The sequence below is a fragment of the Kitasatospora sp. NBC_01300 genome (genome assembly GCF_041435235.1).
In the GTDB taxonomy this organism is placed as follows: domain Bacteria; phylum Actinomycetota; class Actinomycetes; order Streptomycetales; family Streptomycetaceae; genus Kitasatospora.
Genome location: NZ_CP108408.1, coordinates 6,841,835 through 6,866,166, shown reverse-complemented (window position 1 = coordinate 6,866,166; position 24,332 = coordinate 6,841,835). Strand labels below are relative to the sequence as shown.

Annotated in this window: 20 protein-coding genes; 15 read left to right on the top strand and 5 right to left on the bottom strand. The window is 74.4% G+C overall.

Annotation, left to right across the window (positions count from 1 at the left end; genetic code table 11):
• Positions 1 to 10 precede the first annotated feature (10 nt).
• Together glmS and OG556_RS29910 are read right to left on the bottom strand one after the other, a co-directional pair.
• Entirely contained in the window at positions 11 to 1,837 is a 1,827-nt protein-coding gene (glmS, locus tag OG556_RS29915) for a glutamine--fructose-6-phosphate transaminase (isomerizing) (protein ID WP_371521582.1), read from the bottom strand.
• A 134-nt stretch (positions 1,838 to 1,971) separates the two neighbouring features.
• A complete protein-coding gene (locus tag OG556_RS29910) occupies positions 1,972 to 2,247 on the bottom strand; it encodes a hypothetical protein (protein ID WP_063350341.1) in 276 nt (91 codons plus the stop codon).
• Between the two features lie 217 nt (positions 2,248 to 2,464).
• Here OG556_RS29910 and asnB point away from each other — a divergent pair, with 217 nt between their 5' ends.
• The 4 genes from asnB (at position 2,465) to OG556_RS29890 (ending at position 7,853) form a co-directional block, all read left to right on the top strand.
• Positions 2,465 to 4,315, top strand: coding sequence for an asparagine synthase (glutamine-hydrolyzing) (gene asnB / locus OG556_RS29905; protein ID WP_371521580.1), 1,851 nt, complete (start codon positions 2,465 to 2,467; stop codon positions 4,313 to 4,315).
• A 239-nt stretch (positions 4,316 to 4,554) separates the two neighbouring features.
• On the top strand, positions 4,555 to 5,673 hold the full coding sequence (locus OG556_RS29900) for a hypothetical protein (protein WP_371521578.1): 1,119 nt from the start codon (positions 4,555 to 4,557) through the stop codon (positions 5,671 to 5,673).
• 157 nt (positions 5,674 to 5,830) lie between these two features.
• Positions 5,831 to 7,255, top strand: coding sequence for an aspartate aminotransferase family protein (locus OG556_RS29895; RefSeq protein WP_371521576.1), 1,425 nt, complete (start codon positions 5,831 to 5,833; stop codon positions 7,253 to 7,255).
• Between the two features lie 76 nt (positions 7,256 to 7,331).
• On the top strand, positions 7,332 to 7,853 hold the full coding sequence (locus OG556_RS29890) for a hypothetical protein (protein ID WP_371521574.1): 522 nt from the start codon (positions 7,332 to 7,334) through the stop codon (positions 7,851 to 7,853).
• Positions 7,854 to 7,949: 96 nt separating this feature from the next.
• Here OG556_RS29890 and OG556_RS29885 read toward each other — a convergent pair whose 3' ends face one another.
• Positions 7,950 to 8,690 (bottom strand): DUF2306 domain-containing protein, encoded by a 741-nt coding sequence (locus tag OG556_RS29885; protein WP_371521573.1) that lies wholly within the window; start codon positions 8,688 to 8,690, stop codon positions 7,950 to 7,952.
• A 407-nt stretch (positions 8,691 to 9,097) separates the two neighbouring features.
• On the opposite strand from OG556_RS29885, the gene OG556_RS29880 reads away from it, so the two are divergent.
• From OG556_RS29880 to OG556_RS29860, 5 genes are all read left to right on the top strand, one after another.
• Positions 9,098 to 9,583 (top strand): sortase-dependent protein, encoded by a 486-nt coding sequence (locus tag OG556_RS29880; RefSeq protein WP_371521571.1) that lies wholly within the window; start codon positions 9,098 to 9,100, stop codon positions 9,581 to 9,583.
• A 79-nt stretch (positions 9,584 to 9,662) separates the two neighbouring features.
• Positions 9,663 to 10,481, top strand: coding sequence for a class F sortase (locus tag OG556_RS29875; protein ID WP_371521569.1), 819 nt, complete (start codon positions 9,663 to 9,665; stop codon positions 10,479 to 10,481).
• Between the two features lie 175 nt (positions 10,482 to 10,656).
• Positions 10,657 to 11,553: a hypothetical protein gene (locus tag OG556_RS29870; protein WP_371521567.1), complete on the top strand. Its 897-nt coding sequence runs from the start codon at positions 10,657 to 10,659 to the stop codon at positions 11,551 to 11,553.
• Positions 11,550 to 12,338 carry a response regulator gene (locus OG556_RS29865; protein ID WP_371521565.1) on the top strand — a complete coding sequence of 263 codons (789 nt, stop codon included), beginning with the start codon at positions 11,550 to 11,552 and terminating at the stop codon, positions 12,336 to 12,338. The genes OG556_RS29870 and OG556_RS29865 overlap by 4 nt, the downstream gene beginning before the upstream one ends.
• On the top strand, positions 12,335 to 13,552 hold the full coding sequence (locus tag OG556_RS29860; RefSeq protein WP_371521563.1) for a sensor histidine kinase: 1,218 nt from the start codon (positions 12,335 to 12,337) through the stop codon (positions 13,550 to 13,552). The genes OG556_RS29865 and OG556_RS29860 overlap by 4 nt, the downstream gene beginning before the upstream one ends.
• Before the next feature lie 138 nt (positions 13,553 to 13,690).
• On the opposite strand, the gene OG556_RS29855 is transcribed toward OG556_RS29860, so the two are convergent.
• Entirely contained in the window at positions 13,691 to 13,933 is a 243-nt protein-coding gene (locus OG556_RS29855; RefSeq protein WP_363589325.1) for a hypothetical protein, read from the bottom strand.
• A gap of 313 nt (positions 13,934 to 14,246) precedes the next feature.
• On the opposite strand from OG556_RS29855, the gene OG556_RS29850 reads away from it, so the two are divergent.
• From OG556_RS29850 to OG556_RS29830, 5 genes are all read left to right on the top strand, one after another.
• Complete coding sequence (locus tag OG556_RS29850) at positions 14,247 to 14,951, top strand: N-acetyltransferase family protein (protein WP_371521560.1); 705 nt, start codon at positions 14,247 to 14,249, stop codon at positions 14,949 to 14,951.
• A 262-nt stretch (positions 14,952 to 15,213) separates the two neighbouring features.
• A complete protein-coding gene (locus OG556_RS29845; protein WP_350886666.1) occupies positions 15,214 to 16,476 on the top strand; it encodes a MurT ligase domain-containing protein in 1,263 nt (420 codons plus the stop codon).
• A gap of 46 nt (positions 16,477 to 16,522) precedes the next feature.
• The gene (locus OG556_RS29840) at positions 16,523 to 17,251 is read left to right on the top strand and encodes a type 1 glutamine amidotransferase (RefSeq protein WP_371521558.1); all 729 of its coding nucleotides are present in this window, start codon (positions 16,523 to 16,525) and stop codon (positions 17,249 to 17,251) included.
• A 355-nt stretch (positions 17,252 to 17,606) separates the two neighbouring features.
• Complete coding sequence (locus tag OG556_RS29835) at positions 17,607 to 18,632, top strand: 6-phosphofructokinase (protein ID WP_350886672.1); 1,026 nt, start codon at positions 17,607 to 17,609, stop codon at positions 18,630 to 18,632.
• 124 nt (positions 18,633 to 18,756) lie between these two features.
• On the top strand, positions 18,757 to 19,752 hold the full coding sequence (locus tag OG556_RS29830) for a 2-hydroxyacid dehydrogenase (protein WP_371521556.1): 996 nt from the start codon (positions 18,757 to 18,759) through the stop codon (positions 19,750 to 19,752).
• Positions 19,753 to 19,797: 45 nt separating this feature from the next.
• On the opposite strand, the gene OG556_RS29825 is transcribed toward OG556_RS29830, so the two are convergent.
• Positions 19,798 to 20,871 (bottom strand): hypothetical protein, encoded by a 1,074-nt coding sequence (locus OG556_RS29825; RefSeq protein WP_371521554.1) that lies wholly within the window; start codon positions 20,869 to 20,871, stop codon positions 19,798 to 19,800.
• Between the two features lie 257 nt (positions 20,872 to 21,128).
• Between OG556_RS29825 and OG556_RS29820 the strand changes: the two genes are divergently transcribed.
• Positions 21,129 to 24,332: a BTAD domain-containing putative transcriptional regulator gene (locus tag OG556_RS29820; RefSeq protein WP_371521552.1), complete on the top strand. Its 3,204-nt coding sequence runs from the start codon at positions 21,129 to 21,131 to the stop codon at positions 24,330 to 24,332.

Here is a 24,332-nt window from a genome sequence, read left to right as displayed (position 1 = left end):
TCGGGGCGCCCTACTCCACCGTCACGCTCTTCGCCAGGTTGCGCGGCTTGTCGACGTCGCGGCCGAGGGCCACGGCGGCGTGGTAGGCGAGGAGTTGGAGCGGGATGTTGAGCAGCAGCGGGTCGAGCTCGGGCTCGCTCTTGGGGACGAGGACGCAGTGGTCGGCGAGCTTGTCCTCGGGGCGGCGGTGCGCGATGGCGATCACGCGGCCGGAGCGGGCCTTGATCTCACCGAGGGTGGTGAGGTTCTTGTCGAGCAGCTCGTCGTCCGGGACAAGTGCGACGGTGGGCAGTTCGGGGCTGATCAGCGCCAGCGGACCGTGCTTCAGCTCGCTCGCCGGGTAGGCCTCGGCGTGCACGTAGGAGATCTCCTTGAGCTTCTGCGCGCCCTCCCGGGCGACCGGGAAGCCGCGGACCCGGCCGATGAACATCATGCCCGCCGAACCGGCGTACTCGGCGGCGAGTTCGGCGATGGCCTCGGTCTGCGCGAGCACCTCGCGGATCTGGTCCGGCAGCGCCTTCAGGGCCGCGACGATCCGGCGGCCGTCGGCGGGCGACAGGTCGTGGATGCGGCCGAAGTGCAGGGCGAGCAGCGCGAAGGCGACCACGGTGGAGGTGAAGGCCTTGGTGGAGGCGACCGAGATCTCCGGCCCGGCGTGCAGGTACATGCCGCCGTCGCACTCGCGGGCGATCGCGCTGCCCACGGTGTTGACGACGCCGAGCACCCGGCCGCCCTTGCGCTTGATCTCCTGCACGGCGGCCAGCGTGTCGTAGGTCTCGCCGGACTGGCTGACCGCGATGTAGAGCGTGTCCGCCTCGATCACCGGGTTGCGGTAGCGGAACTCGGAGGCGGGCTCGCTGTGCGCGGGGATGCGGGAGAGCTCCTCGATCAGCTGGGCGCCCATCTCGCCGGCGTAGTAGGCGGATCCGCAGCCGAGGATCTTCACCCGGCGGATCTCGCGCAGCTCCCGGGCGTCCAGGTTGAGGCCGCCGAGGTGCGCGGTGGAGAAGCGCTCGTCGAGCCGGCCGCTGAGCGTGCGCTCGACCGAGCCGGGCTGCTCGTGGATCTCCTTGAGCAGGAAGTGCTCGTAGCCGCCGGTGTCGTAGGAGTCGATCTCCCAGTCCACGGTGGACGGCTGGTGGTGGGTGGTGCGGGCGTCGGTGGTGAAGGTGCGGAAGCCGTCGGCGCGGACGGTGGCCAGCTCGCCGTCCTCCAGGTGGACGACCTGGCGGGTGTAGCGGACGAGGGCGGAGACGTCGGAGGCGACGAACATCTCCTTCTCGCCGAGGCCGAGAACTATCGGGCTGCCGTTGCGGGCGGCCACGATCCGGTCCGGCTGCTCGGCGTCGAGCACCGCGATGCCGTAGGTGCCGACCACCCGGCCGAGGGCGGCGCGGACCGCGTCCTCCAGCTCGACGCCCTCGCCGACGTGCGCGGCGATCAGGTGGGAGAGCACCTCGGTGTCGGTCTCGGAGCGGAACACGACGCCGTCGGCGGTGAGCTTGGCGCGCAGTTCGTCGGCGTTCTCGATGATGCCGTTGTGGACGACGGCGATCCGCTCGGCGCCGTCCAGGTGCGGGTGGGCGTTGGCGTCACTGGGCACGCCGTGGGTCGCCCAGCGGGTGTGGCCGATGCCGGTGCTGCCCTTGAACCGGGCCGGGACGGCGGCGGCCAGGTCAGCGACCCGGCCCTTGACCTTGCGGACCTTGAGCCCGCCGGTGCGACCGGTGACGGCCACGCCGGCCGAGTCGTAGCCCCGGTACTCCAGCCGGGCCAGGCCCTCCAGCAGGAAGGGGGTCGCGTCCTTGGGGCCGATGTAGGCCACGATTCCGCACATGCGTGGTCTCCTCTTCGTGAATGCCGTGAATACCGTGAATGCCGTAAGTGCTGTGGATGCCGCGAATGCCGTGGATGCGGCGAGTGCGCCGGTGCCGTGGGTGCGCCGGCGCCGCGCCCCCGCCCCGGCAGCGCTCAGCCGTAGACGATCCGGCGCAGCTGGCGGGCCGAGAGCTCGGGTGCCGCGACCCGGCGGGCGGGGAGTTCCTCGGCGAGCCGGGTGAAGATCCGTTCGTTGGTCAGTCCGCGTGCCTGGAGCTCGCCGTGGCGGCGGCGGACGTACTCCTCGGTGCTCTCGGAGAAGTACGCCAGCACCTCCGCCACGACCCGCGCCGCCTCCCGGGGCCCGAGCGGGCTGGTCCGGGTGAGGTGGGCGAGGAGGTCGTCGTGAGGGTGGGGTGAGCTCGGCACGAGTGAGGAGCCTAGGCCGCACCGCCCGCCGGGGCCAAGAATCCTGCCCGAATTCGGGCAGACTTTACGACTTTCAGCTCAAACAACCAGTCACATCGCCCTCCCGAGCCCCTCCCGCCTCCTTCCCGACTCCGTCCCGACGCACCCTTGTAGTCGCACCCCTTCGACACGTAGCGTCATTTTCCGCATACGTAGCGGAAGAACCGGAGGCTTGCTGATGTGCGGGATCACCGGATGGGTCGCCTTCAACCGTGACCTCACCGCCGAACGGGCCGTCGTCGACGCCATGACGGCCACCCAGATCTGCCGCGGCCCGGACGCCGGCGGCGTCCACCTGGAGCGACACGCCGCCCTCGGCCACCGCCGCCTCGCGGTCATCGACCTGGAGGGCGGCGTCCAGCCGATGACCGTCGAGCACGACGGCCGGCTGCTGGCGGCGCTCACCTACAGCGGCGAGGTCTACAACCACCGCGAACTGCGCGCGGAACTGAAGGCGGCCGGACACCGCTTCCGCACCCGCAGCGACACCGAGGTCGTGCTGCACGCCTACCTGGAGTGGGGCGAGGGCCTGGCCGAACGCCTCAACGGGATGTTCGCCTTCGCGATCTGGGACGCCCGCAGCGAGGAACTGCTGCTGGTCCGCGACCGGATGGGCGTCAAGCCGCTGCACTACCACCCGACCCCCGACGGCGTGCTCTTCGGCTCCGAGGTGAAGGCCATCCTGGCCCACCCCTCGGTCCGCCCGGTGGTCGACCTGGACGGGCTGCGCGAACTGCTCGCCTTCACCCGCACCCCCGGCATCACCCCCTACCGGGGCATCGTCGAGGTCCGGCCCGGGCACGTCGTCCGGGTCCGCCGCGAGGGCATCTCGGTGCGCCGCTACTGGGCGCTGGAGGCGCGCGAGCACACCGACACCCTGGAGGCCACCGTCGCCACCGTCCGGGCCCTGCTGGACGACATCGTCCACCGCCAGCTCGATTCGGACGTCCCGCTCTGCTCGCTGCTCTCCGGCGGCCTGGACTCCAGCGCCGTCACCGCCCTCGCCGCCCGGGTCCTACGGGCCGAGGGCGCAGGCCCGGTGCGCTCCTTCGCCGTCGACTTCGCCGGCCAGAGCGAGAACTTCCACGCCAGCGAGGTCCGACCGACCCTGGACGGCCCGTACGCCCGGATGCTGGCCGAGCACGTCGGCGCCGACCACAACGTGATCGAGCTGGACGCCGCCGCGCTCACCGACCTCGCCCAGCGGGACGCCGTCCTGCGCGCCCGCGACCTGCCCGGCGGCTTCGGCGACATGGACATCTCGCTGCTGCTGCTCTTCCAGGGCGTGCGCCGCCAGTCCACCGTCGCCCTGTCGGGCGAGTCCGCGGACGAGCTGTTCGGCGGCTACCGCTGGTTCCACGACCCGAAGACCGTCGCCACCGACGACTTCCCCTGGGCGGTCTCGCTGACCGGCCTCGGCGGCCAGGGAACGGGCCCGCGCGAACACCTGCTCGACGCCGGCCTGCTCGCCGAGCTCGACCTGGCCGGCTACCGGCGGGCCCGCTACCGCGAGGCGCTCGCCGAAGTCCCGCACCTGCCGGACGCCGATCCGCTGGAACGGCGGATGCGCGAGATCTCGTACCTCCACCTGACCCGCTTCGTCTGTATCCTGCTCGACCGCAAGGACCGGATGAGCATGGCCAACGGCCTGGAGGTGCGGGTGCCGTTCTGCGACCACCGGCTGGTCCAGTACGTCTTCAACACGCCGTGGGCGATGAAGCACTTCGACGGCCGGGAGAAGAGCCTGCTGCGCGCGGCCGTCCGGGACGTGCTGCCGGCCGCCGTCGCCGACCGGGTGAAGAGCCCGTACCCGGTCACCGAGGACCCGCACTACCCGGCGCTGCTGCGGGCCGAGCTCGCCCGGCTCGCCGCCGAGCAGAAGTCCCCGGCGCTCGCCCTGCTCGACCGGCGGCGCCTCGCCGACGCGCTCGATCCGGACACCGACCCGCAGTCCGTCCGGCTGTCCGTCGACTTCGCGCTCGAACTGCACACCTGGCTGACGGACTACCAGGTGACGCTGGACATCTGACGGCGGGCCGCCCCGGGCGGCGCGGCGGCCCTGACGGCGGGCCGCTGCGCCGTTCGGGTGATTGATCCGGGTGGTCGATCCCGGGTGATCATCCGGAACCAACCCGCCGCGCCCGGGCGTCGGACGGTGCGGTAGCGTCGCCGACACCTCCCGAATGGCGGGCGATAACGCGGACTCCCGCCGGCGTGCCGTCAGGATGGGAGCGAACCGTCCACCTCGATCCGCCGGGGGATCACCTCATGCAACCGCGGGTATTCGCGATTCTCACCGCCCTGCTCCTGGGCGTCCTGGGCCTCGGGTCGGTGGCCGTCACCGACTGGTCGCCCGCGCCCGCCACCGCGGCGACGACCCCGGCCGCCACCGCGGGCTCCGGCGCCGCCGCGCCCGGCGTCGCACCGGCGGCCGCGAGCGCCACCCCGACCGGCGACCCGGCGGTGTGGACCCGCTCGACGCTGCGCAACAAGCTGATGGCCGAGATGGACGCCACCGACCCCGGCGTCGCGCTCGCCGACCTCGACAAGATCACCAAGGAGAAGCCGTACACCGTGCGCTTCTGTCACCCGATCGCGCACGAGCTCGGCCACGCGGCGGTCAAGCGCTTCAACGCCGACTTCCAGAAGGTCATCTCCTACCCGCACGAGACCTGTGCGGCCGGCTACCTGCACGGCGCGGTCGAGGAGATGCTCAACGCCTCCGCCCAGCCCGAGGTCGACCTCCTCAAGCTCTGCGCGCCCAAGAACACCGGCCCGTGCATCCACGGCGTCGGCCACGGCACCATGTTCGTCGCCAAGCAGGACGTCCCCAAGGCGCGCGAGCTGTGCAGCAAGTTCCCCAGCGACCAGAACAAGATCCGCTGTTCCGAGGGGCTGTTCATGCAGCTCTTCGGCCCGGACGAGGAGGACGAGAAGGCCAAGGCGAACCTGCCCGCCGACAAGCTCGCCCAGGACCCGCTGTACCCGTGCAAGGACCAGCCGCCCCTGTTCCAGTCCGCGTGCTTCTTCTACGCCCCGACCTTCTACCTCTCCTCGCACGACTACCCGAACCACCCCGAGGTCTACGCCGACGCCCTCAAGTGGTGCCTCAACGGCAAGGCCAGCGGCGGGGCGACCGACTGCAGCCGCGGCGTCGGCTCGCGGACGATGAAGTACAACCTCGACCGCGAGGACTGGGCCGCCCAGCAGTGCGGCACCGCCGCCGACAGCTGGCAGCGCAAGGCCTGCGCCGAGGGCCTGGTCAGCTACTACACGGTGAACTACACCGACGAGGGCGCGGCCGGCCGGCTCTGCGCCAAGATCACCAACAGGGAGATGCAGGGCTACTGCCGCTCCGCCAGCGGCCTGTCCAGCTCGCTCGACTGACCCCGCCCCGCCGGGACCGACCGCCCCGTCTCACCTGGAGGGCCCGCGCCGCACGGCGCGGGCCCTTTCCGTAGGATCGGCCGACCGGTCCACCGGACCGAACGATCAGGGTGCGCCGAGGACGCCGCGCCTCCCCCGCCCCTGGAGAGCCGCCACCATGACCACCGAGGACTTCCGCGCCGCCGCGCACACCGCCGCCGACCTCGTCTCCGACTACCTCGCCGAACTGCCCGGGCGCCCGGTCTGGCAGCCGATGGACGACACCGCCCGCCGGGCCCTGCTCGACGCCCCGCTGCCCGCCGACGGCCGCCCGCTCGCCGACCTCCTCACCGCCATCGGGCAGGACGTCCTCCCCCACCCGATGGGCAACGGCCACCCCCGCTTCTTCGGCTGGGTCAACTCCGCCCCCGCCCCCGCCGGAGTCCTCGCCACCCTCGCCGCCTCCGCCATGAACCCCAGCTCGGCCGGCGGCGACCACGCCGACGTCCACCTGGAACGCGCCGTGGTCCGCTGGATCGCCGAACTCGTCGGCTTCCCGCACCCGGCCGGCGGCGGCCTGCTCACCTCCGGCACCTCGATGGCCACCATCGTGTGCGTGGCCGCCGCCCGCAACCGCGCCGCCCGCCGGGCCGGCCGGGACGTCCGCGAGGACGGCCTGGCCGGTCTGCCGCCGCTGGTCGGCTACGTCACCGGCGAGACCCACTCCTGCGTCCGCAAGGCCGCCGAACTCCTCGGCCTCGGCAGCCGGCACCTGCGCACCGTCGCCACCGGGCCGGACGGCCGCATCGACCCCGCCGAACTGCGGGCCGCCGTCGAACGCGACCGGGCCGCCGGGCTGCTGCCCTTCCTGGTCGTCGCCTCGGCCGGCACCGTCGGCACCGGCGCCGTCGACGACTTCGGCCCGATCGCCGACCTCTGCGCCGAGCAGCGCCTGTGGCTGCACGTCGACGGCGCGTACGGGGCCTTCGGCAGGCTCGACCCGGCCATCGCCCACCGCTACGGCGGCCTGGAGCGCGCCGACTCCCTCGCCCTCGACCCGCACAAGTGGCTGGGCGTGCCCGTCGACTGCGGCTGCGCGCTGGTGCGCGACACCGAGGAGCTGCGTGCCACCTTCAGCCTCGTCCCCTCCTACCTGCGCGACGAGGCGGCCGGCGCGCTCGGCTGGTTCTCCGAGTACGGCACCGAGCAGACCCGCCCGTTCCGCGCGCTCAAGGTCTGGGCCACCATCGCCCACAAGGGCCGCGACGGCATCGCCCGGGACATCGCCCGCTGCACCGCCCTCGCCCGCCGCCTCGGCGAACTGATCGAGGTTGACGGGGAGTTGGAGCTGCTGACCGAGGTCCAGACCTCCATCGTCGCATTCCGCCACCGCGCCCCCGGGCACGACGAGGCCGCCGTCGACGCCCTCAACCGCGAACTCCCCGCCGCCGTCCAGCGGCGCGGCCGGGTCTTCGTCACCGGGGCCCGTCTCGGCGACCACGAGATGCTCCGGGCCTGCCTGCTCAACGCCGCCACCACCGAGGCCGACCTGGAACTCCTGCTCACGGAGGTCAAGGCGGCGGCCGCGGACCTGCAACCGTAACGCGGGCCCGCCGGCCTTAACCACCAGGTCACGGCGGGTTCGTGGACAGGAAACACCCGTCGGGCAGGGTGCTGTCATGGAGCAGACGGAGCACACGGAGCACCCGACCATGCAGCCGACGCCCACCCTCCCCCGGGCCCGACGACGCGGCGCCGGCACCCACCGCTGGCGCCGCGACAGCGTCGAACTCGCCGCCGTCTTCGTCTCGGTCACCGCGGCCGACCTGGTCGCCAAGATCGTCGTCCGCGGCCCCGACGGCCCGGTGGTCCTCGCCGCCGCCGCCCTCGCCCTCCTCGCCACCGCCCTCTTCCACACCTGGTGGTCCCAGCGCCACCACCCCCACTCCCCCGCGCCCCCGACCACCCTGTGGCGCGTCCGCACCGCCGCCCGCAGCACCCCCGACGGCCTGGCCCGTGTCCACACCGCCCTGGCCGACCAGCACGTCGCCGTCCTCTCCCGCCAGCCCCACCCCCTCCCCGGCACCACCGTCGACGAGCTCTACCTCCGCGCCCCCCACACCCTCACCCCCACCGACCTCACCACCCTCCTCGCCACCACCGGCCACCCCCTCCTCGACACCCCCACCCGCATCGGCTGACCACGGCGCGACCACGGCGACGCGGCCGGCTCCCCGACACCGCTTCGCAGGAGGGGGTTCGACGCCCCTCCCGCGAGCCCGCCCGCCGCGTCCGGCTCAGGACTGCGGGGCTGCCGCGGTGAGACGGTAGGCGGGCAGGCCCCGGCGGCGGATGAGGAATTCGGCGACTATCAGGTTGGGCAGCCAGCTGAGGAACGGGAGGGCGGCGTAGGCGTTGTCGAAGAGGCGCTCGCCGTCGACGTGCCCCTGGGCGGTGAGCGTCTGGAGGAGGATGAGGACGCCGAGCCAGGACCGGAGGGTGACGGCGGCGTAGGTGAGGGCGAAGCTGCGGATCATCCAGGCGCGGTGGCTCGGCAGGTCACGGTCGCGGACGGCGCGGTAGCCGCGCCAGGTGGTCCAGGCCCAGAGCACGGCGAGCCCGCCGAAGCCGAAGAAGCCGTTGAAGGCGGCGGAGTTGAAGAACGCCATGACGAACGCGGCCAGGGATCCGACGCCGACCCCGAAGACGTAGACGCGGCCGGTCCAGCGGTGGACGGCGGGGGATCGCCGGCGCAGCGTGGTGGAGAACTGGAACGGGCCGACCAGCAGCGCGAGCGCGGCCGCCACGATGTGGACGTAGAAGGCGACTTGGACGGCCATCGGGCGCTCGGCGTAGATGGCGGACACGCCGCCCTTCGACGCGGTGATGGGCAGGCCTGCCTGGGCGTACGTCCCCACGGCGTACCCGACGATCGCGAGCGAGGTCAGCAGGACGACGGTCCAGCGGACGCGCCCTCCCCTCCTGCTCGTCGGGGCGGCGGCGGGGGCGGTCGCGGCGCGGGCGGCGGTACTGGTCATCGGTGACCCCGATCGGCTGGAGGTGGGACGGCATCACGTGCACGGTGCGCGTCGCGCGGTCGGCCGGCGCCCTGCTGCGGCACCCACCACCCCGGAACCGGGGCCTACCACCACGCTGTTCGAACCGCAGCCAGTGTGGCCGGGCCCGTGACCCCGGGCCATGGAGCGTCCCCCCGGGCCGGGAGGGGGGTTACCCCCACGACCCGACGCGGCGTCAACCGGAACGCCTCCCACCGCGCGGGCACCGTCGCCGCCACCCCGGCCGCGACGGGCCCCGGGGTTCGTTACGCAGCCGATGGGCGGCCGTGACACGACCGGCCGGGGACCGCGACACGGGCCTCCTACCGTCATGGACGACGCACCGGCCACCCCGGCCGGAAGGCGTCCATGACGAAGGAGAACACCGTATGAGCAGGAGCCGTACCCACCGCTCCCCCGCCCGCCGCGTGCTGGCCGTCTGCGCCCTGACCGGTGGCGCGCTGCTGACCGTCGTCACCGGCGGACAGGCCTTCGCCGACGGGACCCCGTCCGCCGCGCCTGCTGCGGGTGCCGGCGTGTCGGCCGCCCCCACCTCGACGCCCACCCCGGCCCGCCCCGCCCCGGCCGCCCCCTCGGTCGCGGGCAAGGACGCCGCTGTCACGCCCACCGCGACGCCCTCCGCGGGCGCCGGTAGCGGCCCGGTCGTGCAGCCCTCCGCCGGTGGCGCCGCGGTCTCCAGTGACGGCAAGACCCAGGTCCGTGAGGTGCCCAAGGGCGCCGCCCAGGCCGGTGACGGATCCGGCGAGACCGACAGCAACGGCCTGATGCTGGCCGGTGGCGGGGCCGTCGCGGCCGTCGGCGCCGGTGCGCTGGGCTTCGCGATGCTGCGCCGCCGCTCCGGTGCGCGCGGCTGACACCGGCCCCGAGTCCGCCGGGCACCCCGGCGCCGTTCCCCCGCCCTTGACCGGGCGGGGAGGCGGCGCCGGGGGCCCGGTGGGTACCGGGGCCCCCGCGGGCGGCGGGCAGCCCGACAGCACGCCCGGCGCCGACGGGCCGGCCCGCCACGGCCGCTCGCGCGGTGGCCGCAGCCGGCGGCGCCGCAAGGCCTCCCCCGGCCCGGGCACACTGCGCCGGACGGCGTTCGGTGCGGCGGGCCTGGCCTGCCTGGTCCTGGGCACCACCGTGGCGTTGTCCGGCCGGCACACCCCGGTGGTGCGGGTCGAGCCCTCGGTGCACGGCAGTACGGACAACCCGGCGGCCGCGCCCTCGGGAGGCCCCGGAACCGCGGGGACCACGGGAACGGCCGGGAGCACCGGGAGCCCGGCCGGCGCGCCGAAGCCGTTCGCCGCCTCGGCGCCGACCCGGCTGCTGGTCCCGGCCGCCGGGGTGGACGCCCCGGTGACCGGCCTCGGACTGAACCCCGACGGGACGGTCGAAGTGCCGGCCGCCGACCGGGCCGAAGAGGTCGGCTGGTACCGCAACGGGCCGACGCCCGGGGAGGCCGGCCCCGCCGTCCTCATCGGGCACTACGACACCGCGCACGGCCCGGCGGTCTTCCACGGCGTGCCGAAGCTGCGGCCGGGCGACCTGATCCAGGTGCGGCGCGCCGACGGCAGCACCGTGGACTTCAAGGTCCGCTCGCTGCTCCAGGCCGCCAAGGACCGCTTCCCGACCGAAACGGTCTACGGTGACACTCCCGAACCCGCTCTCAGGCTCATCACCTGCGGCGGGCGGATCGGCTCGGACGGGCACTGGACGGACAACATCATCGTCCTGGCGGACCTGGCCGGTCCCGGCGCCGCGACCGGCTGAAGCCGCCGCGCCGTCGCCGTCGTCCCGGCCGTCGGGTCGTTTCGACTGTCGAACCGGCGCGGCGGCCGGGACGGCGGGACGGGAACCACCGACCGCCGTCCACGCGACCTACCACCGAGGCCGGTACGGGGACGAACCGGCGCATCGCCGCAGACCAGGAGGACGAGCACCGACCGTGGCAGCAGCATCCCCACCCCGCCGCCGGCCCGTCGCCGTGCCGGTGGCGGCCCTCGCCGCCCTGGCCGTCCTCGTGACGCTCGCGGCCCTGGCCCTCGGCCGTGCCACCCCCGGCGGGCTCCAGGACCACGGCGCCACCCAGCCGGTGGCACCGCCGCTGGTGGCCCAGCCGCTCTGGCCCGACCTGGCGGCCTCCCCGCCGCCGCGCCCTCCCGCCACCGGCGCCGCGGCCGCCATGCAGGCCGCGCCGCAACCCGTCCCGGACGTGACCGTCCCCGGGCACGACATCAGGACGGTCGACGTCCGCACCGTCCTCGCCAAGGACTCCACGGTGGGCCCGGAGGAGCGGCGCGCCCTGAACTCCTGCCCCGCCTGCGACGTCCGCAGCCCCGAGTTCCGTGACCTCACCGGCGACGGGCGGGACGAACTGGTCGTCGCCGTCGTCACCCCCGGGCCCGTGGTCCTGCACGTCTACCTGCTGGCCGACGACCGGCTGCTGCCCATCCTCCAGGTCGAGGTGCTCAAGGGGTTCAGCGCCGCGACCGTCGGATCCGACCTGTGGCTCTACGAGCCGACCGGCGCGTTCGTCCGGACCAGCAGCCACTACCAGTGGGACGGCGTCCGGCTCGGCCTGCTGGAGCGGAAGGTCGAGGACACCGGCCCGATCGCCGGCCCGGGCGGCGGACCCGCGAACGGCGGCGCACTGACGCCCACCAGCACGCCCAGCGCCGGCCCCGCCGTCTCCACCCGCGACGGCCGCTCATCCGCCCAGCCTCAGCCCGCCCTGCCCGGGGCCGGGGCCGGCGCCGGCCCCGGCGTGGGCGTCCCCTCCCAGAAGACGGCCGTCCCGGTCCCCGTCCGCCCGTCCTCGGCTCCCTCGGAAGCGAAGCCATGAACCCCGCAGCCGCGCCCGCCCACCCGCACATCCTGCTCGTCGAGGACGACGAGGTGATCCGGGAGGCCACCCGGATGGCCCTGGAGCGCTACGGCTTCCCGGTCACCACGGCCGCCGACGGCCTGGAGGGCCTGGAGGCCTTCCACGCCGTGCGCCCCGACCTCCTCCTGCTGGACGTCATGCTGCCGCTCCTCGACGGGGTCGGCCTCTGCCGCCGGATCCGGGAGGAGAGCCAGCTGCCGATCCTGATGATGTCGGCGCGCACCGACCCGGTCGACGTGGTGTCCGGTCTGGAGGCCGGGGCGGACGACTACGTCGTCAAGCCCTTCGAGAGCGCCGTGCTGGTCGCCCGGATCCGCACCGTGCTGCGCCGGGTGCGGGTGGTCCCGGCCGAACCCGCGCCGCCCGAGGAGCCGGTGGACCCCGCCGTGCCCGTCGCAGCGCCGGCCGCCGCCGTTCCCGCCACCGCCGTTCCCGCGGACGCCCCCTCCCCCGCGCTGCGCAGCTTCGACGGCATGCAGGTGGACACCGACAGCATGGAGGTGCGCGTCGACGGCCGCCTCATCCCGCTCACCCCCACCGAGCTGCGGCTGCTGCTGGAGTTCACCGCCGCGCCCGGCATCGTGCTGGAGCGCTCCACCCTGCTGGAACGCGTCTGGGACTACGACTGGGGCGCCGACACCCGGGTGGTGGACGTCCACGTGCAGCGGCTGCGCGCCAAGATCGGCCCCGGCCGGATCGAGACCGTCCGCGGGTTCGGCTACAAGCTGCGGCGTCCGGCATGACCCTGCGCCGTCAGATCGCCACCGCCGTCGCCGCCATCGCCGTCCTGGTGGCGGTGGCCGTCGGCCTGCTGGTCCACCAGGCGATGATCCGTCAGCACGTGGACCAGGCCCGCGCCGCCGCGCTCGCCGCGCTCGGCTCGGCCGTGGACACCTACAAGCGCGGCGAGGTCACCGACCGGTTCGCCCTGGACGACCCGGCGCTGCCCGCGGGGCTGCGGACGCTCGCGGCCGACGGCCGCGAGGGCTCGCTGCTCGCCGGCGGTCCGCGGGGCGAGTCGATGTGGGCGGCCCGACAGGTCCAGACCGGGGTGCTCTCCGTCCGGGTGGACTTCACCCAGGACCGGCAGGCGATCGCCGACCTCGACCGGATCATCCTGATCACCGTCGTCGCCGCCGTCTTCACCACGGTCCTGGCCGGCGTCCTGGTCGCCGACCGGATCAGCCGCCGACTGCGCACCGCGGCGACGGCCGCCCGGGGCATCGCCGCCGGCCGGACGGACACCCGGATCGGCGAGCTCGTCGACGGGAAGGACGAGGTCGCCGACCTCGCCGCCGCCGTCGACCTGATGTCCCGCACCCTGCACCAGCGGCTGGAGGACGAACAGCGCTTCACGGCGGACGTCGCCCACGAACTGCGCACCCCGCTCACCGGCCTGGTCACCGCGGCCGAGCTGCTCCCGCCCGGCCGCCCCACCCAGCTCGTCCAGAACCGGGTGCAGGCCCTGCGCTCGCTGGTCGAGGACCTGCTGGAGGTCTCCCGCCTCGACGCCGACGCCGAGATCCCGGACTTCGCCCCCGTCCCGCTGGAGCGGGCGGTGCGCCGCACCGTCACGCTCACCGGCCTGGAGGTCGACGTGGACGTGGACGTCGCCGCCGACCGCCAGGTCCGCACCGACCTGCGCCGCCTCGACCGCATCCTCGGCAACCTGCTGATCAACGCCCACCGGCACGGCACCGCGCCGATCCGGCTGCACGTCGACGGCCACCGGATCACCGTCCGCGACCACGGACCCGGCTACCCCGACGACCTGCTCGCCCGCGGCCCCCAGCGCTTCCGCACCAACGCCCCCGAACGCGGACGCGGCCACGGCCTCGGCCTCACCATCGCCACCGGCCACGCCCGCGTCATCGGCGCCGGCCTCACCTTCACCAACCACCCCGACGGCGGCGCCCTCGCCACCCTCACCCTGCCCGACGACCCGTCCCACCCCTGACCGCTCAACCGCGGCCGTGAGGCAAGGCCGCCGGGTGGCAGCCGCCGGAGCAGCGGCTGCCACCCGGCGGCCGGGGCCTGAGGGCGGCCCCGTACGGCCGCCGCTCAGCCGTCGCTCAGTCGTCGCTTCAGCTGTCGTTCAGCTGTCGCTCGGCTGCACGACGCACGCCGAGTTCGCGAGCATCGACCCGAAGCCGCCGAGCAGCGTCGAGACGACGGCCTTGCAAGCGGCAGCCTCCTGGGGCGTCTTGGGCCCGTCGGCGGCGGCGGCCGGCTGGGCGAGGGCGATCGGCGCGGCCAGCAGCAGTGCACAGCACGCCACGCCCAGTACGGACCGCTGCACGAGGGCGGACTTCTTCAGGAAGGACGACGGGAAGGACATGTGAGCCCCTTCGGGGGAGGTGGGATCGGCGAAAAGCCGAGCCATCCCTATCCGAACGGGCTCGCTCGTCCCCGGATTCTGCGCCATCCGTGAGCGTGTCCAGGTCAACAGTCCGGTCGGGGCCGGGCGATCGCCCCGCGCCCGTCGGCCACCCTGGTGCCCGAGCCCGGTCGGGCACCGTCGAGCACGGTCGGGCACCGTCGAGCACGGTCGACGCCCCCGAAACATGGTCACGCTCCGGAACCGCCCAGGTCATTCCTGCGTTCACGATCACGTAACCGGCCGGAAGCGCGGCGTCGGTAGCGTCGGCGGCATGACGGCATCACGCACTCGCCCCGAACGGCTCTGGCACCGGCCTTTCCGCAGGTCCGACCGCAGGTGCGCGGCGCCCGAGGGCCAGGCCGCCCGGCTGCCCGCGCTCACCGGGGGCCCGCTGCGGCCCGCCCGCCCGCACCCCCCGGTCGACCGGCCACGAACCGTGACGGACCCGGGCCGGGAGGCGCCGTCCCGGCTGACGCTGGCGGACGGGACGGCGCTGACGCTGCGCCCCGCCGGACCGGCCGACCGGGCCGCGGCCCTGGCGATGCACCTCCGCTGCTCCCCCGCCTCGCTGCGGCTGCGCTACCACGGGCCCGTCCGCGACGCCGGCCGCTACCTGGACCACCTGCTGGACGCCCGGCACGGCCGCAGCCTCGCCGCGACGGCCGCCGACGGGCGGATCGTCGCCCTCGGACACCTGATGTGGGACGACGACGAGGCGGAGCTGGCGGTGCTGGTCGAGGACGCCTGGCAGCGGCGCGGACTCGGTCCGGCCCTGCTGCGGCAGCTGTCGGCGGCGGCCCGGGCGGCCGGTGTCACGACCGTGTACGCGGTGACCCACGCCTCCAACACCGGGCTGATCACCGCGATGCGCCGGCTTGCCGCGCCGCTGGACTTCCGGGCCGAGGACGGCACCCTGGTGATCACCGCCACGCTGACCGCGGACGAGCCGGTCTCCTGCGCCCGCCCGGGCCGCTGATCTTTTCTTCACCACATCCTCACCCGGGAACCCCGAGGGCCCGGAGAGCGTCCCAAGCGGCGAAGGCCCCCTCCGTACACCGTCTTCCCCGACGATCCGTCAGGACGCCCGAGGCGGCGCCTCCGGCCGTGTCGCAGCAGGCTGCCTGGGGTCCGGATCGTCGAGCCGGGCGGCGGAGTCGGTAGGCTGGCCCCGTCCCCGCCGCCCGACGGCCCGTTGATCCGGACCCGGGTGGTGCCGCAGCAAGGAGGAACCACTGAGCATGGCAGGCACCGAATCGGAGCCCACAGGCGCACGCGACGCCTCGCTGCCGGCCCGCGCCAAGATCGCGGTCACGGCCGGTCGGGTCGCTGCCGCCGTGTCCCGCAAGGCCGGACGCGGAAGCGGCTCGGTGATCGGCGGCAAGGTCGCCCTGAGGCTCGACCCCGACCTGCTCGCCACCCTCGCCGACCACCTCGACGTCGTCCTGGTCAGCGCCACCAACGGCAAGACCACCACGACCCGCCTGATCGCCGAGGCGCTGCGCGCCGCCGGCCCGGTGGTCTCCAACGCCCTGGGCGCCAACATGCCGGCCGGCATCACCTCCGCCCTGGCCGGCGGCTCGGACGCCCGCTTCGGCGTGATCGAGGTCGACGAGAAGTACCTGGCGGGCGTCGCCCGCGACACCCGCCCCAAGGCGATCGCCCTGCTCAACCTCTCCCGCGACCAGCTCGACCGCGCGGCCGAGACCCGGATGATGGCCGAGAAGTGGCGCGAGGGCCTTCAGGACACCGAGGCCGTGGTCATCGCCAACGCCGACGACCCGCTGGTGACCTGGGCCGCCTCCTCCTGCAAGAAGGTGGTCTGGGTGGCCGCCGGGCAGGCCTGGAAGGAGGACGCCTGGTCCTGCCCCGCCTGCGGCGGCGTGATGCAGCGACCCGGCGACGACTGGTTCTGCCAGGAGTGCGGCTTCCGGCGCCCCAACCCGCACTGGGCGCTCCAGGGCACCCACGTGATCGACCCGCAGCGCGGCGCCTGGCCGATCCAGCTCCAGCTGCCCGGCCGGGCCAACCTGGCCAACGCCACCAGCTCGGCCGCCGTCGCCGCCGTGTTCGGCGTCTCCCCGCAGGTCGCGCTGGAGCGGATGCGCTCGGTCACGGCCGTCGCCGGCCGCTACGACGTCGTCCAGTACCAGGGCCGGGACATCCGGCTGCTGCTGGCCAAGAACCCGGCCGGCTGGCTGGAGACCTTCTCGCTGATCGACGGCCCGCCCGCGCCGGTGATCCTCTCCGTCAACGCGCTCGACGCCGACGGCACGGACACCTCCTGGCTGTGGGACGTCGACTACGAGCGCCTCGCCGGGCACCCGGTGTTCGTGATGGGGCAGCGCAAGCTGGACCTGGCCGTCCGCCTGGAGGTCGCCGGACTGCAGTTCCACGTGGTGGACACGCTGGAGCAGGCCGTCCGGATGGCCCCGCCCGGCCGGATCGAGGCCATCGCCAACTACACCGCCTTCCAGCAGCTGCGGAAGGTCGTGGCCGGCTGATGCCGCGCCTGCAGCCCCATCTGATCGTGACGGAAGGCCTTCGAGGATGAGTGAGAGCAGCCTGCGCGTGGTCTGGGTCTACCCGGACCTGCTCAGCACCTACGGCGACCGCGGCAACGCCCTGGTCGTGGAGCGCCGGGCCCGCCAGCGCCATCTCAACGTGACCCGGATCGACGTCCGCTCCGACCAGGCGGTCCCCACCAGCGGCGACATCTACCTGATCGGCGGCGGCGAGGACCGTCCGCAGCGGCTCGCCGCCGAGCGGCTGCGCAACGACAGCGGCCTGATCCGGGCCTCCGAGAACGGCGCGATCATCTTCGGCGTCTGCGCGGGCTTCCAGATCATGGGCCACGAGTTCATCAACGACCTCGGCGAGCGCGAGCCGGGCCTCGGCCTGCTCGACGTCTGGACCACCCGCGGCGACGGCGCCCGCTGCGTCGGCGACGTCCTCGCCGACGTCGACCCGCGCCTCGGCCTGCCGCAGCTGACCGGCTTCGAGAACCACCAGGGCGTCACCCACCTCGGCCAGGGCGTCCAGCCGCTGGCCACCGTGGTCGCAGGCCGGGGCAACGGCACCGGCGACGGCACCGAGGGCGCCTGGCGGGACACCGTGTTCGGCACCTACCTGCACGGCCCAGTGCTGGCCCGCAACCCCGCCGTGGCCGACATGCTGATCAAGCTGGCGCTGGACGTCAACGCCCTGCCGCCGGCCGACACCACCTGGTACGACGCGCTGCGCGCCGAGCGCATCGCCGCCACGACGCGCCCCGCGTAGTACGTCCGACCCGCCCCGGAACCCGGGTGCCCGCGATGCGGTCACCCGGTTCAGGGGCGGCCCCGGACGTACCACAATGGGGCTGCCTACTGCACACCCTCCTCGGCAGCAGGCTGCACTTCCGCGCGGGGGCGCCGACGGCGCCGCTCCCGCGTCGGCTCCTGCCCGGCCGGACCAGGGGCCGTATGCTCGACTTCGCGGCCGTTTTCGGGCGTTCTGTCCGGATCGGCCGGTCCTTCACCCCGCGGCCACCTCCCCGCCACTCCGGCGTGGGAGCGCCCCGCTACGGTGACGGCTCGTCGTCCCAGCCTGTAGTCCGGCCGTTCCTCGGTTCTGCTCGGGAGTTGCAAAGCTAATGCGTATCGGAGTGCTGACCAGCGGCGGTGACTGCCCCGGCCTGAACGCGGTGATCCGTTCCGTGGTCCACCGGGGGGTGGTCGACCACGGCGACGAGATCATCGGTTTCCAGGACGGCTGGCGCGGTCTCCTGGAGGGCGTCCACCGGCCGCTCACCCTCGACTCGGTGAGCGGCATCCTGGCCCAGGGCGGCACGATCCTCGGCTCGTCCCGGGTCCAGCCCAGCCACCTGCGCGACGGCGTCGAGCGCGCCAAGCGACTGTGCGCGGACCTCGGCATCGACGCGGTGATCCCGATCGGCGGCGAGGGCACCCTCAAGGCCGCCAAGCTGATGAGCGACGCCGGACTGCCGGTGGTCGGGGTCCCGAAGACCATCGACAACGACATCGCCTCCACCGACGTCACCTTCGGCTTCGACACCGCCGTCTCGGTCGCCACCGAGGCGCTGGACCGGCTGAAGACCACCGCCGAATCCCACCAGCGGGTCATGGTCGTCGAGGTCATGGGCCGGCACACCGGCTGGATCGCGCTCAACGCGGGCATGGCGGCCGGCGCGCACGCCATCGTCGTCCCGGAGCGGCCGTTCCACATCGACAAGCTGACCGCCGTCGTCCGCGAACGCTTCGACCGGCAGAAGAAGTTCGCCATCGTGGTCTGCGCCGAGGGCGCCAAGCCCGAGCCCGGCACCATGCACTGGGAAGAGGGCACCAAGGACATCTACGGCCACGAGCGGTTCACCGGCATCGCCACCCAGCTCTCCCGCGAGCTGGAGCACCGGCTCGGCAAGGAGGCCCGCCCGGTGATCCTCGGCCACACCCAGCGCGGCGGCACCCCGACCGCGTACGACCGGGTGCTCGCCACCCGCTTCGGCTGGCACGCCGTCGAGGCCGTCCACAAGGGCGCGTTCGGTCACATCACCGCGCTGCAGGGCACCGACATCAACCTGGTGCCGATCGCCGAGGCCGTCGCCGAGCTGAAGACCGTCCCGCAGGAGCGCTACCTGGAGGCGGAGACGGTCATCTGACCTCCCCCGCCCCGCCGAGGGCCCGGACCGCTACCGGTCCGGGCCCTCGTGCGTCCGACGGGCGCCCCTGCGACGGCCCCGCTAGCGTGGCCGGTGGAGCGGACCACTCGCGGAAGGGCAACCGATGGAGATCCTCGCGTACGGGGTGCAGGCCGACGAACGGCCGCTGCTGGAACAGGCCTTCGCCGGGCGGCACGGGCTGCGCTGCCTGAGCATGTTCCTCAACCGCGACACCGCCCCGCTCGCCGCCGGCTACCCGGCCGTCAGCAGCAGCGTCAACGCCGTCCTCGACGCCGGGACCCTCACCGCCCTCGCCGCCGGCGGCACCAAGCTGATCGCCCAACGCTCCACCGGCTTCAACAACATCGACCTCGACGCCGCCGCCGACCTCGGCCTCACCGTCGCCCGGGTCTCCCACTACAGCCCGTACTCGGTCGCCGAACACGCTTGGGCCCTCGCCCTGGCCGTCAACCGCCGCCTCACCCGCGCCGCCAACCGCTCCCGCGAGTTCGACTTCCGCCTCGACGGCCTCCTCGGCCGCGACATCCACGGAATGACCGTCGGCGTCGTCGGCACCGGCAAGATCGGCGAGTGCTTCACCCGGATCGCGGCCGGCTTCGGCACCCACCTCCTCGGCTGGGACATCGCCCGGAACCCGGCCTGCCTCGACCTCGGCATGACCTACACCGAACTGCCCGAACTCCTCACCCGCGCCGACCTGATCAGCCTCCACGTCCCCCTCCTCCCCGCCACCCACCACCTGATCAACGGCGGCGCCCTCGCCCGGATGAAGGACGACGCCATCCTCGTCAACTCCAGCCGCGGCGGCCTCATCGACAGCGCAGCCCTCGTCGAAACCCTCCGCGCCGGCCGCCTCTCCGGCGTCGGCCTCGACGTCTACGAAGAAGAAACCGGCGTCTTCTTCACCGACCGCTCCATCGAAGGCATCACCGACGACGTCCTCGCCCGCCTCGTCACCTTCCCCCAAGTCCTCGTCACCAGCCACCAGGCCTACTTCACCCACACCGCCGTCGGCCAGATCATCGACGCCACCACCCGCAACATCGACGACTACGCCGCCGGCCGCACCAACGAGAACACCCTGGTCCCGAGGAGCTGACCCGTCGGCGGAGGGGGTGGCCCGGAGGGCGCGGCCCGGGGGTGTTCAGCCGTGTTTGGACTCCGGGAGGCGGGCGCAGGGGGCGCCGTCCGGGGTGCCGGGGGCGGTGGTGTCCCAGGTTCGCAGGGCCGTGAGGGCGGCGGCGCGGGCGGGGGCCGTCGGGCGGACGCCCTCCGGGGCGAGCAGGAAGTCGGCGACCGGGGTGAGCAGCAGGGTGGCGGGTCCGGCCGGGAGGAGGCGGGCCTCGTCCCACTGGTGCCGGATGACGGTGCGGCGCAGCAGGGTGCCGTGCCGCGGCCGGAGCGGGCGGGCGAGGGATTCGCGACGGCGGAGTTCGGGGGCGACCTCGGCCTCCAGGACGGTGCGCACGCCCGCCAGGGAGCCCAGCGGCACGTGTTCGGCGGCGAGGTCGAGCAGCGCAACGGCCTCCGGGGCGAGCCGGTAGGCGGCGACCACGGCGGCGGTCTCGACGGGTTCGAAGGACTGCCGGCCCAGGCGGGCCACGTCGATCACGTCGCCCGCCCGGAAGGCGCGGCCGAGGCCCTCCTCCGCGAGGGCGATCAGGCACTCGACGTGGTCGTCGGCGGCCAGGTAGGGCCGGACCGGGACGGTGGCGAGGTCGCCGGTGAGCGCGGCGGTGCCGAGCCGGACCTGGTACCACGGGTCGAGCAGCGGGTCCTCGGCCGGCCAGCGCAGGGTGACGGAGGTGTGCCGGGGGCGCTCGCCGATCAGGGTGACCTCGACGGACTCCACCGGGTGTTCGGTGACCAGCCGGCTGACGGCCTGCCAGAGCGCGGCCTCGGTGGGGCTGACGAGGGTGAGCTCGCCCAGCGGCCGGGGCAGGTCGGGCGGGTAGTAGCCGGCCAGCGGGAGGTCGCGGATCGGGCGCACCCCGGTGGCGTCGGCGAGGTCGCGGGCGATCCGGGCGTAACACTCGGCCCGGTCGCGGGCGCGCTGGAGTTCGGCGCGGGCGTGCTCGCCCATCCGGACGTCCTCCCGGACGAGCGCGGCGAGCACCAGGTAGGGGAGGTCGCGGGCGCCGCGGGCGCGGTGGAGCAGTTCGACCGGTCCGGCGACCGGGTCGACGTCGAGCAACCGGTAGAGCAGGTCGGTGTTCACTGGCGTCGGCCTCCGAGAAACTGTGGTGGTCGCCCGGGCGGCGGCACCCGGGGGGTGTGGCGGGCCCGGCGGGTCGTACCGGGCCGACAGCTGGGCCACACCAGTGATTGTGGCGGTGGGGGATCAACACCGGATCACTACGGGGTCGACGATCTCTCGACAGTCCACCGGCTGGCGTGGGTTGATAGTGACTCATCAATCGGGGGGCAGACGCGTGCGTGGGCGGGGGCGGGCACATGAAGCGGGCAGGTGCACGAATGGGTGATTTCCGGTTCTCGGTGCTGGGGTTGATGAGAGCGCAGCGCGGCACGACCGTGCTGAAGGTCGGCAGTCCCCAGCAGCAGGCGATGCTGGCGGTGCTGCTGCTCCGTCCGGGGCACGGCGCGAGCGCCACGGACCTGATCGACGCCCTGTGGGGTGAGGAGCCGCCGAGCACCGCGGTGACGACGGTGCGGACGTACGCCTGGCGGTGGCGCAAGATCCTGCACGGCGACGAGCCGGACGCGCCGACCGTGCTGACCTCGGTCGGGGACGGCTACCGGCTGGTGCTGCCCAAGCACTCCGTGGACGCGGCGCAGGGCGAGGAGCTGGCGGCGCAGGCCGAGCGCACGGCGGCCGCCGGACAGCCGCAGCAGGCGCGTGACCTGCTGAACCAGGCGCTGGAGCTGTGGCAGGGCGAGCCGCTGGCCGGCATCCCCGGCCCGTTCGCGCAGCGGCAGCGCCAGCGGTTGCAGGAGCTCCGGCTGACCCTGCTGGAGGAACGGATCGCCCTGGACCTGACGCTGGGCCGCTTCTCCCGGTGCATCCCGGAGCTGACCGCGCTGACCACCGAGCACCCGCTGCACGAGCGGGCGTACGGGCTGCTGATGCGCGCGCTGTACCAGGCCGGGCGGCAGGCGGACGCGCTCTCGGTGTACCGGAGCGTGCGTCAGTTGTTCCTGGACGAGCTGGGGGTGGAGCCCGGGGCCGACCTGGACCAGCTGCACCGGCGGATCCTGGAGGGCGACCTGTCGCTCGCCGCCCCGGCGCCGGCCGTGGCGCTGCTCTCCAGCCCGGTGAAGCCGGCCGGGCCCGGGCCCGCGGCGCAGGATCCACCGGACGGCCCCGCGGCGGCGGGTGCGCCCGCCGCGCCCGCCGGCACCGCCACGGCGTCGCCCAGACCGGCCCAGCTGCCGCCCGACGCGGCGGACTTCACCGGCCGCACCGTCCTGGTCGAGCGGCTGGGCGAGGCCCTCGGCGCCCCGGACCAGCAGGCGCTGGTGATCGCGACCGTGGTCGGCATGGGAGGGGTCGGCAAGACCGCGCTGGCCCTGCACGTCGCCCACCGGGCCCGCGACTCCTACCCCGACGGGCAGCTCTACGTCGACCTGCGGGGCGCCGACACCACGCCGGCCGACCCGGAGGCGGTGCTCAGCAGCTTCCTGGTGGCGCTCGGCGTGCCGGTCGACGGGGTGCCCGACGGGCTGGACGCCCGCTCGGCGCTGTTCCGCTCGGTGGTGGACGGCAGGCGGCTGCTGCTGGTGCTCGACAACGTCCACGACACCGCGCAGATCAGGCCCCTGCTGCCGGGCGCGGTCGGCTGCGCCGTGCTCACCACCAGCCGTACCCGGCTCTCGGGCCTGCCCGCGTCCGTCCAGGCCGACCTCGGCGTGTTCGAGCCGGCGGAGGCGCTCGAACTGCTGGGCCGCACGATCGGCGCCGAGCGGCTGGCCGCCGAGCCGGAGGCCGCCCGGGAGCTGCTGCTCGTCTGCGGCCACCTGCCGCTCGCGGTGCGGATCGTGGCGGCCCGGCTCGCCGCCCGGCCCAGCTGGACGATCCAGACGCTGGGCCGCCGGCTGGCGGTCGAACGGCGGCGGATCGACGAGCTGCGCATCGGCGACCTGGCGGTGGAGGCCGCCTTCGAACTGAGCTACCGCCAGTTGACGCCCGCCCAGGCCCGGGCGTTCCGGCTGGCCGCCTCGGTGGACGGCCCGGACATCGGGCTGCCCGCCGCGGCCGCCCTGCTGGACCTGGACGAGTACGACGCCGAGGACCTGCTGGAGTCCCTGGTGGACGTGGCGATGATGGAGTCGCCGTTCCCCGGCCGCTACCGCTACCACGACCTGCTGCGGGCCTTCGCCCGGCGGCGCCCGGACCACCCGGGCGCGGCCGTGGAGGCCCGTGACCGGCTGCTGGACCATCTGCTGGCCACCGCGTGCGCGGCCTTCCAGCACGCCGTCCCGGGGGATCCGGCCGCCGGTGCGCTCGGGCCGGCCCGCAGCGCGGGCGTGGACCTCGGCGGCCCGGACGGCGCCCGGGCCTGGGCCGAGGCGGAGGGTTCCGGGGCGATCGCGCTCGCCGCCCAGGTGGCGTGCTGGACCGTCGCGGACGACACCGCGCCGGCGCCGGCCGACGGTGCGGCACCGGACCCGTTGCGCGCCGCGATCGACCTGCTGATCGCGCTCACGCCGTTCGTCCTCGCCCCGCCCAGCCGCCAGCTCGCCAGTACGGCGGAGGCCCTGGCCGCCGCCGCGGACCATCACGCCGACCACCGGGCAGCTGGTCGGGCGCACTTCCTCCGCGGCAACGTCGCCCTGGCCGCCACCCGGTTGGAGGAGGCCGAGGCGGCCTCCCGGCTGGCGGTGGCCGCCTCCCGCTCGGCGGGCGACACGGTGATCCTGCGCCAGGCGCTGAACGACCTCGGCCTGGTCTGCCAGTTCCTCAGCCGCTACGACGAGGCCGTCGGGCACTACGACGAGGCGCTGCTGCTGGCCCGCGAACTCGGCCACCGCTCCGGGGCGCTGGTGACGACGGTGAACGCCGCGCTGGCCCGGGTGCGCAGCGGGCGGGCCGCCGAGGCCGTGCCGATCTGCCACGAGGCGCTGGCCGAGCTGCGGACCCGGCACGACGATCCCGGCCGGGCGTACACGCTGTACGTGCTGGGGCTCGCACTGCACGGGCTGGGGCGGCACGAGGAGGCCGTCACCTGGTTCGGCGAGTGCCTGGCGGTGGCCTCGGCAGCCGGACTGCGGGCCCGGGCCGCGCACGCCCGCTACCGGATGGCGGACAGTCTGCGCTCGCTGGGCCGGACGGACGAGGCGCTGGAGCACGCCGGGCAGGCGCTGACGCTGTGCGAGGAGCTGGGGGCCGAGCGGGACCAGGGCCAGGCGCTGGTGGTGCTGGGCCGGACGCTGGCGGACCTCGGGCGGGAGGCCGAGGCGTGGGGCCGGCTGCGGGAGGCGCATCGGATCTTCGTCCGGCTGGGGCTGCCGGAGGCGGAGGAGGTGGCGGGGCTGCTGCCCCGGGGGGAGGGTCCGAACCCTTCGGCCGATACGGCCGCTACGGCTGCTACGGCTGGTTCGACGGCTACGGCTGCTGCGGCTCCGTCGACGTCGTCGACTCCGTCCGTCCCGGATGGGCGTCGAGGCGGTGGTCGGGGAGCGTCGGGCGCTCCGGTGACGAGCTGCGGGCCGGGCCGCTGA

What these genes read in the sequence shown, in the direction of transcription:
- glmS (WP_371521582.1), bottom strand. Translation starts at nt 1,837, where the DNA reads ATGTGCGGAATCGTGGCCTACATCGGCCCCAAGGACGCGACCCCCTTC.
- asnB (WP_371521580.1), top strand. Translation starts at nt 2,465, where the DNA reads ATGTGCGGGATCACCGGATGGGTCGCCTTCAACCGTGACCTCACCGCC.
- OG556_RS29900 (WP_371521578.1), top strand. Translation starts at nt 4,555, where the DNA reads ATGCAACCGCGGGTATTCGCGATTCTCACCGCCCTGCTCCTGGGCGTC.
- OG556_RS29895 (WP_371521576.1), top strand. Translation starts at nt 5,831, where the DNA reads ATGACCACCGAGGACTTCCGCGCCGCCGCGCACACCGCCGCCGACCTC.
- OG556_RS29890 (WP_371521574.1), top strand. Translation starts at nt 7,332, where the DNA reads ATGGAGCAGACGGAGCACACGGAGCACCCGACCATGCAGCCGACGCCC.
- OG556_RS29885 (WP_371521573.1), bottom strand. Translation starts at nt 8,690, where the DNA reads ATGACCAGTACCGCCGCCCGCGCCGCGACCGCCCCCGCCGCCGCCCCG.
- OG556_RS29880 (WP_371521571.1), top strand. Translation starts at nt 9,098, where the DNA reads ATGAGCAGGAGCCGTACCCACCGCTCCCCCGCCCGCCGCGTGCTGGCC.
- OG556_RS29865 (WP_371521565.1), top strand. Translation starts at nt 11,550, where the DNA reads ATGAACCCCGCAGCCGCGCCCGCCCACCCGCACATCCTGCTCGTCGAG.
- OG556_RS29860 (WP_371521563.1), top strand. Translation starts at nt 12,335, where the DNA reads ATGACCCTGCGCCGTCAGATCGCCACCGCCGTCGCCGCCATCGCCGTC.
- OG556_RS29855 (WP_363589325.1), bottom strand. Translation starts at nt 13,933, where the DNA reads ATGTCCTTCCCGTCGTCCTTCCTGAAGAAGTCCGCCCTCGTGCAGCGG.
- OG556_RS29850 (WP_371521560.1), top strand. Translation starts at nt 14,247, where the DNA reads ATGACGGCATCACGCACTCGCCCCGAACGGCTCTGGCACCGGCCTTTC.
- OG556_RS29845 (WP_350886666.1), top strand. Translation starts at nt 15,214, where the DNA reads ATGGCAGGCACCGAATCGGAGCCCACAGGCGCACGCGACGCCTCGCTG.
- OG556_RS29840 (WP_371521558.1), top strand. Translation starts at nt 16,523, where the DNA reads ATGAGTGAGAGCAGCCTGCGCGTGGTCTGGGTCTACCCGGACCTGCTC.
- OG556_RS29835 (WP_350886672.1), top strand. Translation starts at nt 17,607, where the DNA reads ATGCGTATCGGAGTGCTGACCAGCGGCGGTGACTGCCCCGGCCTGAAC.
- OG556_RS29830 (WP_371521556.1), top strand. Translation starts at nt 18,757, where the DNA reads ATGGAGATCCTCGCGTACGGGGTGCAGGCCGACGAACGGCCGCTGCTG.
- OG556_RS29820 (WP_371521552.1), top strand. Translation starts at nt 21,129, where the DNA reads ATGGGTGATTTCCGGTTCTCGGTGCTGGGGTTGATGAGAGCGCAGCGC.